Source organism: Flavobacterium cryoconiti, from assembly GCF_048158645.1.
In the GTDB taxonomy this organism is placed as follows: domain Bacteria; phylum Bacteroidota; class Bacteroidia; order Flavobacteriales; family Flavobacteriaceae; genus Flavobacterium; species Flavobacterium cryoconiti.
The window spans coordinates 222,216-238,932 of sequence record NZ_JBLNKW010000003.1 but is presented as its reverse complement, the minus strand read 5'-3'; the positions used below and the strand labels follow the sequence as shown (position 1 = coordinate 238,932).

Genomic DNA, 16,717 nt, shown 5'->3' with positions numbered 1-16,717 from the left:
TATATGGCAGTTGCTTTAAAAATACTAATAATTGATGATGATAAAGTTGATTCAATTACCATTATTCGTTCCATATCTCATTCTGGAATTATTGCTGATGTAGAAACTGCTTTTTCTGCCAAAGAGGGTATTGAAAAGATTAAATCATTTCATTATGACTTAATTTTTTTGGACTATATGATGCCGGATAGTGATGGAATTTCTTTTTTAAAAAAACTCAGAGATTTAGGAATAGAAACCCCAGTTATTTTTGTGACTTCACAAGGAGATGAAAAAATTGCCAGTCAGGCAATTTTAGGTGGTGCGTCGGATTATATTCCCAAAACATTATTAACTCCTGATGGTATTTCGCAAAGTATCAGAAATGCAATTAAACTGCATGAAAGTCTTGAACTGCGTAAGAAAACAGAATTAGCTTTAAATATTAATGCTAACAGACTTTATGAAGCCCAAAAATTGGCCAAGATTGGGAGTTGGGAAGTAAATCTAAATGATGGAGGCGTTTTTTTCTCTGAAGAAGTTTTCAATATTTTTGAAATAGATAAAAATAGTATTCCTTCCATAGCGCTCATTAAATCATGTTTAATTAATTCTGAGGATATTGCACTTTTTGAAGAAAACCTTAATTCTGTCAAAAATAGTAATTCAGAAGTTCAGTTTAGTCATAGCTTATTATGTAAAAATGGAACAATTAAGTACATTAATGAGTTTATAAAATGTTTGAATGATGAACACAATGAGCCTTTCAAAATTCTAGGGACTATTCAAGATATTAGTGATCAAAAACGAATTGAGAAAGAATTAATAAAAGCGAAAGATATTGCAGAACAATCGGTTAGGGTTAAAGAACAATTTCTAACCAATATGAGTCATGAGATTCGAACACCAATGAATGGAATCATTGGATTTGCAAGAATTCTGGAAAGCACAAATCTAGATGATGATCAAAAACAAAGTGTAGAAGCGATTCAAAGAGCCAGTAAAAATTTAATGACTATTATTAATGATATTCTTGATTTTTCTAAAATTGATGCTAATAAAATGACATTTGAAGATGTTAATTTCTCTTTATCAAAAACTATAAATGCTGTAATTGAACTGCTTTCTCCAATTTCAAATGAGAAGAAAATAAAATTATTGTGTGAAATTGATCCACAAATAAATGATTTTTTAATTGGTGACCCAACTAAATTATCGCAAATACTAATTAATCTGGTTGGGAATGCTTTAAAATTTACTGAAAAGGGATATGTTGAGTTGATAGTTTCCCAAGAGGAAGAATCTGAATCAGAGAGTTTTCTACGATTTACAGTAGTAGATACCGGTATTGGTATTCCAAAAGATAAAATTGATTCTATTTTTGATAGTTTCAATCAGGCTTCAAATGAAACGACAAGAAAATTTGGGGGAACTGGTCTAGGACTTACCATTACCCGTAAACTTATTGAATTACAAGGCGGAACAATAAGCGTAACTAGCGAAGTTGCTAAGGGAAGCGAGTTTTCATTTGTATTACAATACAAAAAGGTCCAAAAAGAAATTGTTGAACCAATAAATGTAAAAAAAGAGCCATTATCTTTTGATTTTCTAAAAGGCATTAAAATACTTTTAGTTGAAGACAATGAGTTAAACCAACTTCTTGCGATTAAAGTATTCAAAAAATGGGAAAAAGAAATTGATATTGCCAATAATGGAAAAATAGCCATTGATAAAATAGAGCAGAATGATTATGACATTATTTTGATGGATATTCAAATGCCTGAAATGGATGGAATTGAGCTTACTAAATACATACGAACTAACATGGGGTCTAAATCAGATATCCCAATAATAGCATTAACTGCTCATGCAACATTAGGAGAAGAAAAGCGAAGTTTAGACAATGGAATGAATGATTATTTATCTAAACCTTTCGATTTTAATATATTGCTTGAAAAATTACATAAAAATTTAATGAATAACGATAATATTAAATCTTTTGATTTAGCAGAATCTAAACTTCCTGCTGAAAAATTAGTTGACTTTACTTACTTAAACGAATTTGCTGACGGTGATGCCGACTTTATTCAAAAAATGGTTTCCTTATTTCTGCATAATGCTCCAGAAGCTTTAGAAGCAATACGGCTCTCAAATGGCATTGATGATATTAAAATTTTAAAGGCTGAAGTGCATAAATTAAAATCCTCCATCAGTTTGTTAGGAATAAAAAAAGCATCAAAATGTATTGAAATTATTGAAAATGAAATTGAAATAAATCCTTTGGGAAAAAAGCGCAAAGACGAAGTTGAGAATTTTTATAGCATTTGTCAGCTTGTATTCAATGAATTAGAAACAATACATGGTTTTTCTAAAATAGTGTAATTAGTAAAAACTAAATTGGGTTTAAAAACGTAAATAGTATAATAAATAGTGTTTTTTTTTATTAAAATAAATGAAGCAATTTTATAATAATTCTATTATATATTGATACTATTAACCATTTTAAAAGCCTATTTTTGAGAAAAGCTTACGCTTTTTTTGGGAACTATAGAGCATGATTTTTCCGAAGATTTATTCATACCGATAATTAAAATACATGAAAATACTAATAGCCGAAGATGATGAGATGATGTTAAAAACTATGGAGTTTAAGCTCATGCGAGAAGGATATGAAGTTGTTGCATGTTTAGACGGTAATGATGCATTAGATAAAATAGTTTCAGAGAATCCTGATCTTATACTTTCAGATATTGAAATGCCTTTTGCTTCAGGTTTAGATATTGTGAATAAAGTAAAAGTGGAGTTAAAATTAAATATTCCAATAATTATATTATCCTCTTTAGGTTTAGAAAAAACGGTGCTAAAGGCTTTTGAACTAGGCGCAGATGATTTTATAACAAAACCTTTTAGTCCTAATGAGTTAATCATGAGGATTAAACGACTTTTATTAAAGTAAAAAAACTCCTTTTTGTGTCAGACAAAAAGGAGTTTTTTAATAATTTATCATTGCGGATGAAAAACTCTTTAAAAGAGAGTAGCCAAAAAATACTATTTTATTTTGGATTATAAATATGAATAGATTGTCCAACTAATTTCCATTGCCCCTTTATTTTCTCTAACATCCTGATTTCATAAGAAAAAGTTTTTTTTCCATCTTTAGCCGTAGATTCTTCATTATGGCTTACCCAAGCGCTCTTCCCATTAATGCTCATTTTGTAGTTTGTATTCACCGAATAACCACCATTACCCATCGAACTTGGATTTGTATTGATCATCGCCATTGGAGGAACATCTATTGCGGTTCCATCTGCAGTCGAAATTAATATTTTGCTATACGGTTGAATATACCAACATTCCGTATGCCCCTTGCTATCGGCGGCTCTCCATGTTGCGGATTCTTTTTCCAGTAATTTTTTTATTAATTCAGAGTCATCTGTTTTTTGACTGTAACTTAATATGCTAATGCTTATAATTAAGAAAAATGATAATTTCCATTTCATATGAATCCTGTTTTTTATAGTTCTTGTAAAAATATTTATTGTTAAAGATACTGTTTTTCTAAATTCAAATAGATTTATTAATTCGTTATCCATTTGTTCTAATTTACAATTTTGTGTTGCCTAATAACTACTTGTTTACTATGTTGTTAGCTAGTGGTTTTATTTCGTTTTTGAGCCAATACTTTTCGATAATAATTACAATAGCAATTCCCGTAATATAAGTTAGTAAATCAATCCAAGAGAATGAAGTTCCAATAACGGTTCGGGCAATTTTTGATTTTTCTAAATGTAGCTTTTCAACAATATTTAAAAATTGAAGAAATTCTATGGTGAAAGAAAAAAGCAATACAAATAGCGCAACAGTTAAAATGGGCAATTTGAGAAAAGATTTTAAAAAGCAATAGATCAAAATAACAACCAAAACATCACCGAGATATGGCCTAACAAAACGGTCATGGACAAAAAGGGCTATCAAAACTTCAATTAAAAAAATCAGAATTGCGAAGCCAAAGTAGTTTTTGTTAAATGTTAGCATAATATTGGTTTAGGTTCCGCTAAACGTCTCCTTAGTTTTGTTCTAGTTTTAGAAACTAAGTTACTATTTATTTTTCGGGTGTCACTAACTTTTAAATACAAACCCATTTCTCAAATTAAGCCAGTTGCCCAAATCAATTGTAGAATTTGTTAACAGTGGCGTTATTTCTCTTAGTCAGTCCATTATACATTTTGTCTTAATTCGTATTCAATTTCGTTATCGTCTAAATCTGCAGTTTTGATAAAGTTAAGTTGTTCAAGAAGTTTTATTGCTTTCTCATTTTGTTTGGTTGTAATTGCCCAAACACGTTTTAGTCCGATATTATTTATTCCAAAGTCTATGGCTAATAACATTGCAGAAGTCATAAAACCTTGCCCACGGTATTGCCGTAATAAAACGCAACCAAGTTCGCCTGCTTCTTCCTCAAATCCACGATAATAACCACAAGTCCCAATGATTTTATTTGTTAAATTGTCTGCAATACCCCAATGAACGGAATTACCGTCAATATAGTCCTTGTTTATTTTAGCCTGCATTTCTGTCGCCTGTTGAAAAGTAGTTGCCTGAACAGAATCATAAAACGAAATTTCAATAAGGTCTTCAATATCTGTAGTGAGAATTTGTCGCAACGAGATTTTGTCGCCGGATATAATTGGGAAAATGTTATATGGAGGTAATCTCATTTTATCTGTAATTGTGTTTTAACATGTTTACCGCTAACCTCAGTTATCCCGAAGCATTGGGCAAGCCAACTATTTATCTACTAAAGTGGCACCTTCAACGCCAGGATTTTTTTCAGCGAGCTTTAATACAATTTTAAGGGTTTCAAGATTGATGTCCTCAATTTTCTTAAATCGAATGCAACTTATTCCCTTACTAAGTTTGCCAAGTTCCTTTTTATATTTTTCTGCTGCATGCTTATCTTCAATAATTGCACATACATAAATACTTATATAATTCTTTTGATTTGCCAAGGCAATTATGGGCCAATCCTTTTTTTGTTTTTTTGAATCGAGGTAGTAAAACGAACCGTAACCAATCATATTTGATGCAAAATAAGGTTTTAGCTCTGGAACTGCTTTTTGAATAAAATCATGAATAAAATCAATATCTTTTTTACGATCGTCAAGTACACTCAAAAGATATTCTTCTACAGATTTAGCCTCATTTTTTGCAAACATGTTCATAATCGTGTTGTTTATGTTAATTTTCCTCGGTTAACGTTCTCGCGCTACAAGCAGTTTGGGATTAAATTAAGCCCTGTTTTCGGATTTGCCAAATAATTCCAAGTACAAAACCAATTTCAAATTAAGCCTAATACCCAAATTGCTTGTAGCGTGTGTTACCTGCAGGTTTTTATTCTGTGTGATTTTTTATTAAATCTTTATATGTAGTTCTCCTGTGGGTTGTTCCAATTTCAAATTTTATTCTTGAAGTAATTCCTTCTAATCCTGGATAAATAAAACCCCTGTGTATTCCGACATAATACAATTCGTTAAGAATTTGTTTTTTTAAGTTTTTATTTATTGTAAGTTTTATAAATGTATCAAATATTCTTGGAGAATCATTGACAGGTATAAAGCTATCTTTATTATTCGGGATTTGATGAATTGTAAAACACCCTGATTGATTAGTGATACGAGAATCAATGTGTTGTGGGAAAATAATATTTTCACAAATATTTCCCCCTAAATTTATTTTTTTAGCTATCCAAGTACTTTCTTCCCAACAATTATTTGTCGACGATAATCCATATAACCAAACATTTGCATCTTCATTATTTTCAAAATTTTCTACAGCGAAATACAAAGCAATTAGTGGATTTGTTGACCAATCTAATAATCTTGTGGGTAATCCATAATGTTGAGCAATAGTTAACCATTCAATTTCACTATTTGGAATTGTTTTTAAAAAAGGTATGGATTCTCTTTTAAATTGTGTCATTATATATTCTTCTATACTATCCCAATGAGCCCAAGATTTTTTTGTGTCAATTCTGAATAAACTAGGAATTAATTCATAATTAGAATTAGAATGTCCACGATATAACCATTGCGAAATATGTTGATGTTCTGTATTATTTATAAAACTTATAAATTCCGAAAGACTAGTAATATTCGTTTTTATTTTCATTTTTGGTTTTATTAAACTTGCTGGTGACTTTTTGGCACCACATTGAGTTTGGACTAAATTAAGTCCATTTTTTGTATTTGGATCCCGAAAGCTTTCGGGATCCAAATATAAAACCAACTTCAAATTTTGCCAATTGTCCAAATCCGTTTTAGTAGCTGTTTCCTGTAGGTTTTTATGCGCTTATTTTTTATAATCGAATCCAATTATTTTATTGCTATTATTTAATAAAACATAACCATTATTTAAAGTATCTCCTGCTACTCTAAAAAAATGAACTCTATAAAATTTCTCTCCTTTTGACTTTCCTAATGAATCTAAATACACAGAGATTAATTTACTTGTTTTGATATTAGCAAAACTTTCTTGTTGTTTTTGGTATCTTTTTATAATATAATCGTAAGCATCTTTATCTAAAATTTCGAAAGTCTCAAACTGCAATGATTCAACTTCGTTTTTATAAAGATTACTTTTACTTAAACTGTTTTTGACAATACTTTCCTGATCAGAATTTTTACTACAAGAAAGAAAAATTAAAGATATTCCTAAAATTGCGATTGCATTTTTCATTTATAATTGGTTTTTAAAGTTTAATTGATTTGTTCAAATTTAGCACGATTTTCCGGTAAACTTGCAGGTAACTTGTAGATAGGTCTAACGATGTCAGACTTATCATCCCTAAATTGGGTCGCTTTGTCTGATAAGCATCAATATTTATTTATTTATTCTCAAATATATTAAAATTTTCTTACAAATTATAAAAAGGACAGTTTGTTTGTTAGATGCTTTTTGAATTTACATGGTGATAATTTTAGTTGTCGTCACCGTTGATTTGCATGAAGGATGGCAGTGGAAATCCTCCCGATTTTTCTTCGGGAGATTATAACGTACAGCCTGACCTTGTTGCATAAAAAATAATGTCTTTTATACCATAGTTCAGCAACAAGGACATGCCCATAAAAAAATCCGCCTTATTAAAATGAGACGGATTTTGGTGTTTTTAAATCGTATTCAAAAAATGGAATCAAATGAATTATTTTGCCAAAAATATGGCTTGTTATTTTTTCTTGGCCGGAGCCATCATGGGATTCATCTTTTTTTGCATCATTGGTTTCATATCGGTCACAATTAATTTGATTGTGGTGGTTCCAACGTTTTTGCCCATATGAGTTACTGCAGGCATATACATAGCGGTACCTGCTTTGATGTCCATAGTAGTTGCTGCTTTGCCTTTTTCAGTTATTTCTATTTTTCCGCTGGTTAAGGCATAGATGACATGGTTAGGATGACTGTGCCACGCAGCTGTTGCTCCCGGCTTGAATTCAACCTCCATTACTCTTACCTTGTCGTTTTCAAGCAGTATTTTTTTATACACATTTGGGGATGCTTTCATGGGGTCTTGTGCATACAAACTTGCTCCTTGTAGTAGGAATAATCCAAAGAGTACTGTCACTAAAATCATTTTGATTGTTTTCATCTTTTTTAAATTTAAATTTTTAGTTATTTTAATTTAATTTTTTCTACTTGTTTGGCTTTTGGTTTCACCTGTTTTTTAAGTAGTCGATGGTTTTTGTATTTTATCTTTGTTGTGAGTCGGCATTGACAAGAAGCATATAACTGAATTATAGGTATTCTTGTTTGTCCGTAATGACTTCTAGTTTTTTTAAACCAACTTATAATCGGTTCATATTTACTATAAGTTTTGGCGTACTAATTCATTCGTTTTTTGAATAGTGAGGCGCTATAAGGGCGTCATTTTTACGAGGCTACTAATTTACAAAAAAATCCAACCCAATATTATATTAAGTGTCTTTTTTAATTATAATCTATTGAATTTTAATGTTTTGTGATTATTTATTTAAAAAGTGAGGAGGGATAAATATATTCAAAAATCCGTTTTTTCTTGTTCCAAAGAATAAGAAAAAACGGATTTAGTAGTGCAATCAGCAGCAACAATTTGCCTAGAATAAGTGTTGAATTTATAGTACTATTTTTGTCAGTATTAAACGAATAGATAGCGCAAGAATACTATTTTGTTTTGGCTTTAAATGTTGTTTTAATGGTATGAGTATTATTTTGTAACTGTTTTATTGTGCGTTACATTCTTTAGTTAGCTAAGTTTTTAATTTTTACTAACTATGGAAAAATCTGTTTCTCCGTTGCCATAAATTACATCACTTAATTTAATATCGCTTCTTGATTGATCAATGATTTCCCAATGATTTATTGTTTCCACAAAATGTATTGGGGATGTAAAAGTAATATCAAATTTTATTTCTGATAAAGTATCAATATACCCTGTTGTATCAGTTAGTGACCAAGTTCCCTTATAAGTAGTTGTTCCGTCAGTGGCAGTTAATCTATTTTTAGTTTCAAAAGTAAAATTAAACCTATTGAAATTAATTGCTTCATTGTTATCAGAGTCCCAATAAAGATCTATTTTCAAAGTTCCGTCAGTAACAACAATAGTAATATTATTTTGGTTATCTATTGGAGCTACACCATTTAATCGATTGTCGGTTTTCAAATCATCTGAACTTGGAGTGCATGCAGGAGTAATTAAAATAATTATCAATACCGGCTTTAAACTGAATTGTCTTAGTGTTTTCATAGCAAATAAATTAAATTATTAAATTTTAACATATTTGTATTTAAATATCGCACAATACAATCAAATTTACGAATTAATATTAGTTTATTTGTTAAAATATTAATATTTTTTTAATAGGATTCTTGTTTTTTATTTACTTTAAAACATAAAAAAATCCGACTTGTTTTCACAAATCGGATTAATAAATCTGAAATCAAAAATCGTTAATCTACGATCTAAAATCTATAAATGTATTACTTCGCCATACGCATCAGCAACGGCTTCCATAACAGCTTCACTCATTGTTGGGTGTGGGTGGATAGATTTTAAGATTTCGTGTCCTGTAGTTTCCAGTTTACGAGCCACAACTGCCTCAGCAATCATATCTGTAACTCCGGCTCCAATCATGTGACAACCCAACCATTCGCCATATTTAGCATCAAAAATTACTTTTACAAAACCATCTGGTGTTCCGGCAGCTTTCGCTTTTCCTGAAGCTGAGAATGGGAATTTACCAATTTTTAATTCGTATCCTTTTTCTTTAGCTTGTTTTTCAGTCAAACCTACTGAAGCAATTTCAGGAGTTGCATACGTACAACCCGGTACGTTTCCGTAATCGATAGGTTCTACGTGAAGTCCTGCGATTTTCTCCACACAGTTGATTCCTTCAGCAGAAGCTACGTGAGCTAATGCTTGCCCTGGTGTAACATCACCAATAGCGTAATATCCAGGAATGTTAGTTTGGTTGTATGCGTTTACCAAAATTTTATCTCTGTCAGTAGCAATACCAACTTCTTCTAATCCTATGTTTTCAATATTAGTTTTGATTCCAACAGCCGAAAGTAAGATGTCAGCTTCAAGAATTTCTTCTCCTTTTGCTGTTTTCACAAATGCTTTAACACCTGCTCCTGTAGTATCAATTCTTTCTACTGATGAGTTAGTCATGATTTTGATTCCTGCTTTTTTCAAAGAACGCTCCATTTGTTTTGAAATGTCTTCGTCTTCAACGGGAACTACATTTGGCATAAATTCTACAATGGTAACATCAGTTCCCATAGAATTATAGAAATGTGCAAATTCTACTCCAATTGCTCCAGAACCTACAATAATCATAGATTTAGGTTGTGTTGGTAAGGTCATTGCTTGTCTGTAACCAATTACTTTTACACCGTCTTGTGGTAAGTTTGGTAATTCACGAGAACGTGCTCCAGTAGCAATAATGATATGGTCAGCACTGTATTCAGTAACTTTATTGTCTTTGTCAGTAACATCAATTTTTTTTCCTGGTTTTAGTTTTCCAAAACCATCAATCACGTCAATTTTATTTTTTTTCATCAAGAATTGAACTCCTTTGCTCATTCCGTCAGCAACACTACGACTGCGTTGTACAACTGCAGGGAAGTCTTTGTCAAATGATGAAACAGTCAATCCGTAATCAGAAGCGTGTTTTAGATAATCAAAAACCTGAGCTGATTTTAGTAACGCTTTTGTTGGGATACAACCCCAGTTCAAACATACTCCGCCTAAGTTTTCTTTTTCAATCACGGCTACTTTAAAGCCTAATTGTGATGCTCTAATGGCTGTAACATAACCGCCTGGGCCACTTCCTAAAACTATAATATCGTATTTCATTTCAAAGTTTTTTATTTGTTTTTTATTGGTGAAATGCAGTCGCTAACGCTCGTGTCATTTTTTTCTTTTTATTTAAATTTTTGTAAAAATGAATTCGTAAAAATTCATTTTATTTTTTAAGTATTTATTTTTTTAGTTATATAAATGGAATTAGCAAAAGCTCATTTCATTTTAGGTACGTTTTTATTAAATTAATTGATTGGGCGAATTTAAGGATTTATTCTGTTTTGAGAAAATTTCAATGAAATAAAGTAATAAACTAACAAATTTTCAAAAAACCACTGTTTTTTTAAATAAAATTAGTTGAACTCATTCTAGTTTAAAATGCTATATAATCTAGTTTTTACGGTTAAAGAATTAACCAAATTAACAATTAACTGAGTGAAAAACTTAATTAGCTACCGAAAATTGCGAGTCATACAAGTTCTTGTAATATCCACTTTCACGATTTATTAATTCCTGATGCGTGCCTTGCTCCACAATTAATCCTTTATCCATAACCACAATTTTATCAGCATTGACAATAGTTGCGAGTCTATGCGCTATTACAATCGAAGTTCTGCCTTTGGTAATAGTTTCAGTGGCGCGTTGAATCAGTTCTTCGGAGTAGGTGTCTATAGATGAAGTGGCCTCATCCAAAATTAAAATGCTTGGATTACTCACATACGCTCTCAAAAAAGCAATCAACTGGCGCTGTCCTGACGAAAGCATAACACCACGTTCTTTGACGTCAAAATCATAATTATCCGGTAGACTCATGATAAAATCGTGAACGCCAATTTTTTTGGCTGCAGCCAAAACTTGTTCTCTGCTTATGGCTGGATTATTCAAGGTGATGTTATTAAAAATAGTATCAGCAAAAAGGAAAACATCCTGCAAAACCACCGCAATTTGTGTACGCAATGAACTTAAAGTATAATGTTCTATGTTGTGATTATCAATATAAATGGAACCGCTGTTGATTTCATAAAAACGGTTTAACAAGTTGATAATCGTTGATTTACCTGCTCCCGTAGAGCCTACAATCGCAATGGTTTGTCCGGCATTTACTTCAAGGTTAATTCCTTTAATCACATCTTCTTCAGGAATATATCCAAAACGAACATTTTCGAATTTTATATCTCCCTTGAAAAGGGGCGCTTCAATCGTTCCGGTATCTTGTATTTGATCTTGGGTATCCAAAATATCAAAAACACGATTCGCCGCAATCATTCCCAGTTGCATCTCGTTGAATTTATCCGCAATTTGGCGCAATGGATTAAACAACATTCCGATGAACATGGTGTACGAAAATAAATCTCCAAAAGTGGTAAAATGATCGCCATTTAATATTTTAATTCCACCGTACAAAACGATAAATCCTAATGTTAATGATGAAATAATATCTGCAATAGGGAAGAAGATGGAGTTATAAAGAATGGTTTTTATCCAAGCTCTGTTGTGTTTGTCGTTGATGCTTTTGAATTTTTCAAATTCTATGTCTTCTCTGTTGAAAAGTTGTACAATTTTCATTCCTGTCACACGTTCTTGAACAAAGGAATTCATATTGGCAATTTGCGTACGCACTTCCTCAAAAGCGACTTGCATTTTCTTTTGGAAAATTCGGGTGAAGAAAACCAGAATTGGCATAGCCACAATTACAATCCAAGTCAGCGTCCAGTTCATGTAGAACATAAAAAGAAGCACCACAACCATTTTCATCAAGTCACTGATAATCATGAATAATCCCTGACTAAAAATTCGGGCAATTGCCTCAATATCCGATACGGAACGCGTTACGAGTTGCCCCACAGGAACAAGATCAAAATACTTCATTCTAAAACTCAACAAGTGTTTGAAAAGTTTTGTTCGAATGTCTTTCACGATGTCCTGTCCCAGCCAGTTTGCCCAATATACAAAGTAAAACTGCGAAAATACTTCCATCAAAAGAACCATTCCCATCAGGATTACATACATTAATAATCCTTGTTGGTCGTGGGTTTTTATGTAGCCATCAACCGTTTGCTTCAATAAATAAGGACGCAAGGCCGCAAATATAGACAGTGAAATGGCAAAAACAATCACGCCGTTAAAACGCCATTGGTACGGTTTTGTATATTGTAATATTCGTTTGAATAATCGGGTATCAAATGCTTTTGCTTTCATATTTTTTGGATTTATCCTGATTGTTTTCAGGAGCTATTTCCAGCTATTCGTTTCAATCTTTTTATCCTGAACTTGTTTCAGGATCCTGAAACAAGTTCAGGATAAAAAGGATTTCCACTGCTATCTGGGCTATTGCGTAATGTAATCGTATTCTATTTTGGTTAAATATAAACCATGCGCCGGAACCGAAAAACCAGCTTTATCTCGGTTTTTACTTTCTATAATGGCAATAAAATCATCTAATATAATCTTGTGTAATCCAATATTTACTAATGTTCCCACAATAGCGCGTACCATGTTTCGTAAAAAACGATTGGCCGATATCGTAAAAATAAGGTTGCCATTTTCTTGTTTGTCTGCGCACTGTTCGGCTGTGCCTCGAGTCCAATGCGCTTCAAAAATCGTGCAGTCAAATGTATTCACATCTGTATTTACTTTAGAGAAACACTGAAAATCAGTAAAATTAAACAATAATTTGGCCGCTTCGTTCATTAAATCTACATCTAATTTTTGATGGAAATACCAACTTTGTTCTTGCGAAAAAGCATCTTTAAACGTGTTGATATGATATTCATACGTTCTTTTAGTCGCGTCAAAACGTGTGTGCGCTTCGTCGTGAACGGGAATAATATCATAAATGACAATGTCTTTGGGCAAGTAGGAGTTGAGTTTGTGAACTAAATTTGGAATATCAAATGGTCTTTCAAAATCAAAATGGGCGTACATTTCCTTGGCGTGAACACCAGTATCCGTGCGTCCGGCTCCCATAAGATTAATCTCGGTATTCAATAGCACCGAAAATGCTTTGTTCATCGTTTCTTGAACTGAAGCAGCATTGGGTTGGTATTGCCAGCCGTGATAATGGGTTCCGTTGTATGCTAATTTTATGAAGTACCTCAAGGTTAGATTTCAGATTTCAGATTTCAGATTTCAGATTTCAGATTTCAGATTGTTCTGAAAGAAATCGTGTTTTATACAATTAAAGAAGCAAAGATACTTATTAATTTTTGTGTCACGAAGTTGCTATGGCGCAAAAGTTTGTTAAGTTTTAAATGGATTTTTTATTTGGAATTTGAATGTTTAATTTTACCACAAAATCCTAGCCCTGATTGAAACGAAAATCCTTTTTATTCGCCTTTTCGGCGGATAAAAAGATTGAAGAGAAAAGCAGGAAATAGCTCCAGATTGCTTCGTTCCTCGCAATGACAATATAAATATGAAAAAAATATTACTCCTTTCGGATACGCACAGCCATATTGATGATACCATTTTAAAATATGTCGCTCAGGCAGATGAAGTTTGGCATGCAGGCGACATTGGTGATTTAGCCGTAACCGATGCGATAAAAAAACTAAAGCCGTTGCGTTGTGTTTATGGTAACATTGACGATGCTCAAGCCCGATTAGAGTTTCCGTTGCACAACCGTTTTATGTGTGAGGGAGTGGATGTTTGGATTACGCATATTGGCGGTTATCCGGGGAAATACAATCCCAACATTAAAGCGGAAATGGATGCCAATCCTCCAAAATTATTTATTTGTGGACATTCGCACATTCTAAAAGTAATATTTGATAAAAAACACAATCTCTTGCACATGAATCCCGGAGCAGCTGGAAAAAGTGGCTTTCATCAGGTACGCACCATGTTGCGTTTTGTCATTGAAGGGGATAAAATAAAAGATTTGGAAATTATAGAAATAGAGAAAAAAGGGTGATTTCTATTTAGCGGCAATAGGTACAATGATATAAATTGATGTTCCATAATGTTGCTTTGAATCGATGGAAATACCTCCTTTTAAATTGTTAATTCTCGCTTGAATCTGATTGAGTCCAAAACCTTCAAGAATATGAAAATGGGCGGGATCAAAACCTTTTCCATTATCATAGACATGGATTTGAAGGAGATTATTGTTTTCTTGAATGGTAACCTTAGCAGAATTTGCTTGGCTATGCTTTGTTATATTGTTTAAAAGTTCACTGACTATAAAATAAATTTTCATTTCAAATTCTTCATTATAACGCGTTTTTGTAGGCACGGAACTCGAATACTTAAATTCAATTACGGAATTTGAGTTTTTTTCACATAAATCTTCTAATGCATAAAATAAACCAAATCGTGCTAAAAGTGTGGGCATCAGTTCGTGGGATAAATCGCGAACTTTATCATGGGCTTCTTCAAGTATAGCTTTGGTTTTTAGTATTTCTTGGGGTGGTAACAGGTTTTGTGAAGTAAAAACATTTAAATGTAATCCTGCAGAAGACAGCAAGGCACTAATGTTGTCATGCAAAAAAGAAGCGATTTTTTTTCTTTCTAATTCCTGTCCGTTAATGGATGCGTTGATGATGTTTTCCTGAATTTTGCTTTGTAAGTCTTTTAGTTTGTTGTTCTGTTTTAGTCTTGTATTTTGAAATAAAAAATAAAAAAGAATAATGATTAGGAGTAATAACGAAATGACGATAATACTAATTTTTCTATTTTTATTCTGTTTTTCTATCAGTAAATTTTGTTTGGTTTTGTATTTGATTTCTATGTTGTCAATTTCTCTTTTGTAGCGATCAATCTCAAGGTTAATTCCTGCAACATTCGTTTTTTTTAGTTTTTCTTCATAATTAAGTTCAGCAGTAATTGAGTTATAAAGAGTCAGGTTTTCGTATGCTTTTTGGAACGCTCTATTTTTTAATAAAAACTTGGAATATTCTAAATGTGAAAAAGACAAATCGGATTTTTCATTTCCTTCCGTTCCGTATTTTATGGCATTTTGAAAAAAGTAATTGGCTTTTTTGGGATTATTTTTGTAGCTATTGTACATACCATTGAGCATGTTTAGTGCTACAATTGTAGATTCATCACCATATTTTTTGTGGTATTTATTTATATATACTAAATAAGGGTAACCGTCATCAAAACGACCAATGTCGAAGTAAGCCCAAGTTATATTGAGCTTTGTAAAAACAATTTGGGTAAAATTATTTGTTTTTTGACTGTATTCCAGCGATTTTTTGTAGCAAACAATTCCTTTTTCATATTGCCTTTTATCAAAGCAATAAATATTTCCTAAATTATTATAAAGCCAGTTTTTTAATTCACTATTATTTGTTCTTTTGGCATAAAACAAGCCTTTTTTATAGTAAAAAAAGGCTTTGTCGAATTCTGTTAATTCATCAAAATTTGCAGCAATGGTATTGTAAATAGAGGCGATGAGATTGTCATCCTTAACAGCGATGGCATAATGTAAAGCGATTCTTGATTTTACGAGTGATTTTTCAAAATTGCCCGTTTTCATATGTTTATTGGCCTCTTTTGCTAATAGTGTAATTTCTTCCTTAGTAGGTATTTTTTCTTGGGCAAAAATAGAAGCACTAGAAAGTAATAGCAATAGAAAGAGTACAATGTTAATTCGAATTTTAGGCATAAAAAGAGCTTTTATTGCTTAATCAAATTGTTTTTAAGAGCATATTTCACTAAGCTAATAGTGTTTTTTGCATCTAATTTTTTCATTATATTCTTACGGTGTGTTTCTACGGTATTGACACTGATAAAAAGTTGTTCGCTAATTTCCTTACCGCTATATTCTAAAGAAATCAAAGTGATGATTTCTAATTCGCGTCCAGTTAAAATGGAGTTCGTAATCGGTTCTGATTTATTTAGTTTTGGATTGTTTTTTGTAAATGAATTAAAGATTTTTTCTCTAACGGATTGGCAAAAATATTCCTCTCCTCTGGAAACGGCTTCAATAGCTTCTACAATATTTTCGCCTGCGCATTTTTTTGTCAGATAACCACTAGCACCAAGTTTCATGATTTCTTTGATCAATTTTAGTTCGTCATAACTGGAAAGAATAATAACCTTGCAGGGAAAGCCTTTTTCGGAAAATTCTTTAATGACTTCAATGCCATCTTTTTCAGGCATGTTAATATCCAAAACAAGAATATCGGATTTGTTATTGATAACATCGTCATAAATAGTAGTTCCATTTAAAGAAAACCCCACTACTTCAAAATTAGGAATAGTTTGCAGTAAAGTACTGATTCCGTCAATGAGTATTTGATGATCGTCTGCTAAATGGATTCTGGTTTTTGTTTTCATAATGAAATTACTACGTTTCAAATTTATAAAAATATAATGGATTATTTAGTAAGATTTTTAGTATTTATAAGCACAAAAAAACCCGAACTGTTACATTCGGGTCTTCTTCGCACTAATAAA

General features: G+C 31.9%; 16 protein-coding genes. 3 read left to right on the top strand and 13 right to left on the bottom strand.

What is annotated here, in order from left to right:
* Nucleotides 1-3 precede the first annotated feature (3 nt).
* A complete protein-coding gene (locus ACM55H_RS06175) occupies nucleotides 4-2,361 on the top strand; it encodes a response regulator (RefSeq protein ID WP_416835684.1) in 2,358 nt (785 codons plus the stop codon).
* Between the two features lie 214 nt (nucleotides 2,362-2,575).
* Nucleotides 2,576-2,935 (top strand): response regulator transcription factor, encoded by a 360-nt coding sequence (locus ACM55H_RS06170; RefSeq protein WP_416835683.1) that lies wholly within the window; start codon nucleotides 2,576-2,578, stop codon nucleotides 2,933-2,935.
* A gap of 97 nt (nucleotides 2,936-3,032) precedes the next feature.
* On the opposite strand, the gene ACM55H_RS06165 is transcribed toward ACM55H_RS06170, so the two are convergent.
* From ACM55H_RS06165 to truA, 11 genes are all read right to left on the bottom strand, one after another.
* On the bottom strand, nucleotides 3,033-3,479 hold the full coding sequence (locus ACM55H_RS06165) for an endo-arabinase (protein WP_416835682.1): 447 nt from the start codon (nucleotides 3,477-3,479) through the stop codon (nucleotides 3,033-3,035).
* A 127-nt stretch (nucleotides 3,480-3,606) separates the two neighbouring features.
* Nucleotides 3,607-4,014 (bottom strand): ribosomal maturation YjgA family protein, encoded by a 408-nt coding sequence (locus tag ACM55H_RS06160; protein WP_416835681.1) that lies wholly within the window; start codon nucleotides 4,012-4,014, stop codon nucleotides 3,607-3,609.
* A 182-nt stretch (nucleotides 4,015-4,196) separates the two neighbouring features.
* Nucleotides 4,197-4,697, bottom strand: a complete 501-nt coding sequence (locus ACM55H_RS06155) for a GNAT family N-acetyltransferase (RefSeq protein WP_416835680.1) — start codon at nucleotides 4,695-4,697, stop codon at nucleotides 4,197-4,199.
* A 69-nt stretch (nucleotides 4,698-4,766) separates the two neighbouring features.
* Entirely contained in the window at nucleotides 4,767-5,195 is a 429-nt protein-coding gene (locus tag ACM55H_RS06150; protein WP_416835679.1) for a DUF1801 domain-containing protein, read from the bottom strand.
* Between the two features lie 175 nt (nucleotides 5,196-5,370).
* Nucleotides 5,371-6,288, bottom strand: a complete 918-nt coding sequence (locus ACM55H_RS06145; RefSeq protein WP_416835678.1) for an FRG domain-containing protein — start codon at nucleotides 6,286-6,288, stop codon at nucleotides 5,371-5,373.
* A gap of 39 nt (nucleotides 6,289-6,327) precedes the next feature.
* Nucleotides 6,328-6,714, bottom strand: coding sequence for a hypothetical protein (locus ACM55H_RS06140; RefSeq protein ID WP_416835677.1), 387 nt, complete (start codon nucleotides 6,712-6,714; stop codon nucleotides 6,328-6,330).
* 487 nt (nucleotides 6,715-7,201) lie between these two features.
* Nucleotides 7,202-7,597: a cupin domain-containing protein gene (locus tag ACM55H_RS06135; RefSeq protein WP_416835676.1), complete on the bottom strand. Its 396-nt coding sequence runs from the start codon at nucleotides 7,595-7,597 to the stop codon at nucleotides 7,202-7,204.
* Nucleotides 7,598-8,266: 669 nt separating this feature from the next.
* Nucleotides 8,267-8,755, bottom strand: coding sequence for a hypothetical protein (locus ACM55H_RS06130; RefSeq protein ID WP_416835675.1), 489 nt, complete (start codon nucleotides 8,753-8,755; stop codon nucleotides 8,267-8,269).
* A 222-nt stretch (nucleotides 8,756-8,977) separates the two neighbouring features.
* On the bottom strand, nucleotides 8,978-10,366 hold the full coding sequence (lpdA, locus tag ACM55H_RS06125) for a dihydrolipoyl dehydrogenase (RefSeq protein WP_416835674.1): 1,389 nt from the start codon (nucleotides 10,364-10,366) through the stop codon (nucleotides 8,978-8,980).
* Between the two features lie 390 nt (nucleotides 10,367-10,756).
* A complete protein-coding gene (locus tag ACM55H_RS06120; RefSeq protein ID WP_416835673.1) occupies nucleotides 10,757-12,511 on the bottom strand; it encodes an ABC transporter ATP-binding protein in 1,755 nt (584 codons plus the stop codon).
* Nucleotides 12,512-12,640: 129 nt separating this feature from the next.
* Nucleotides 12,641-13,411: a tRNA pseudouridine(38-40) synthase TruA gene (truA, locus tag ACM55H_RS06115; protein WP_416835672.1), complete on the bottom strand. Its 771-nt coding sequence runs from the start codon at nucleotides 13,409-13,411 to the stop codon at nucleotides 12,641-12,643.
* Between the two features lie 316 nt (nucleotides 13,412-13,727).
* On the opposite strand from truA, the gene ACM55H_RS06110 reads away from it, so the two are divergent.
* The gene (locus tag ACM55H_RS06110) at nucleotides 13,728-14,225 is read left to right on the top strand and encodes a metallophosphoesterase family protein (RefSeq protein ID WP_416835670.1); all 498 of its coding nucleotides are present in this window, start codon (nucleotides 13,728-13,730) and stop codon (nucleotides 14,223-14,225) included.
* A 3-nt stretch (nucleotides 14,226-14,228) separates the two neighbouring features.
* On the opposite strand, the gene ACM55H_RS06105 is transcribed toward ACM55H_RS06110, so the two are convergent.
* Both ACM55H_RS06105 and ACM55H_RS06100 read right to left on the bottom strand, forming a co-directional pair.
* Complete coding sequence (locus ACM55H_RS06105; RefSeq protein ID WP_416835669.1) at nucleotides 14,229-15,923, bottom strand: tetratricopeptide repeat-containing sensor histidine kinase; 1,695 nt, start codon at nucleotides 15,921-15,923, stop codon at nucleotides 14,229-14,231.
* An 11-nt stretch (nucleotides 15,924-15,934) separates the two neighbouring features.
* Nucleotides 15,935-16,597, bottom strand: a complete 663-nt coding sequence (locus ACM55H_RS06100) for a response regulator (RefSeq protein WP_416835668.1) — start codon at nucleotides 16,595-16,597, stop codon at nucleotides 15,935-15,937.
* Between the last annotated feature and the right edge of the window lie 120 nt (nucleotides 16,598-16,717).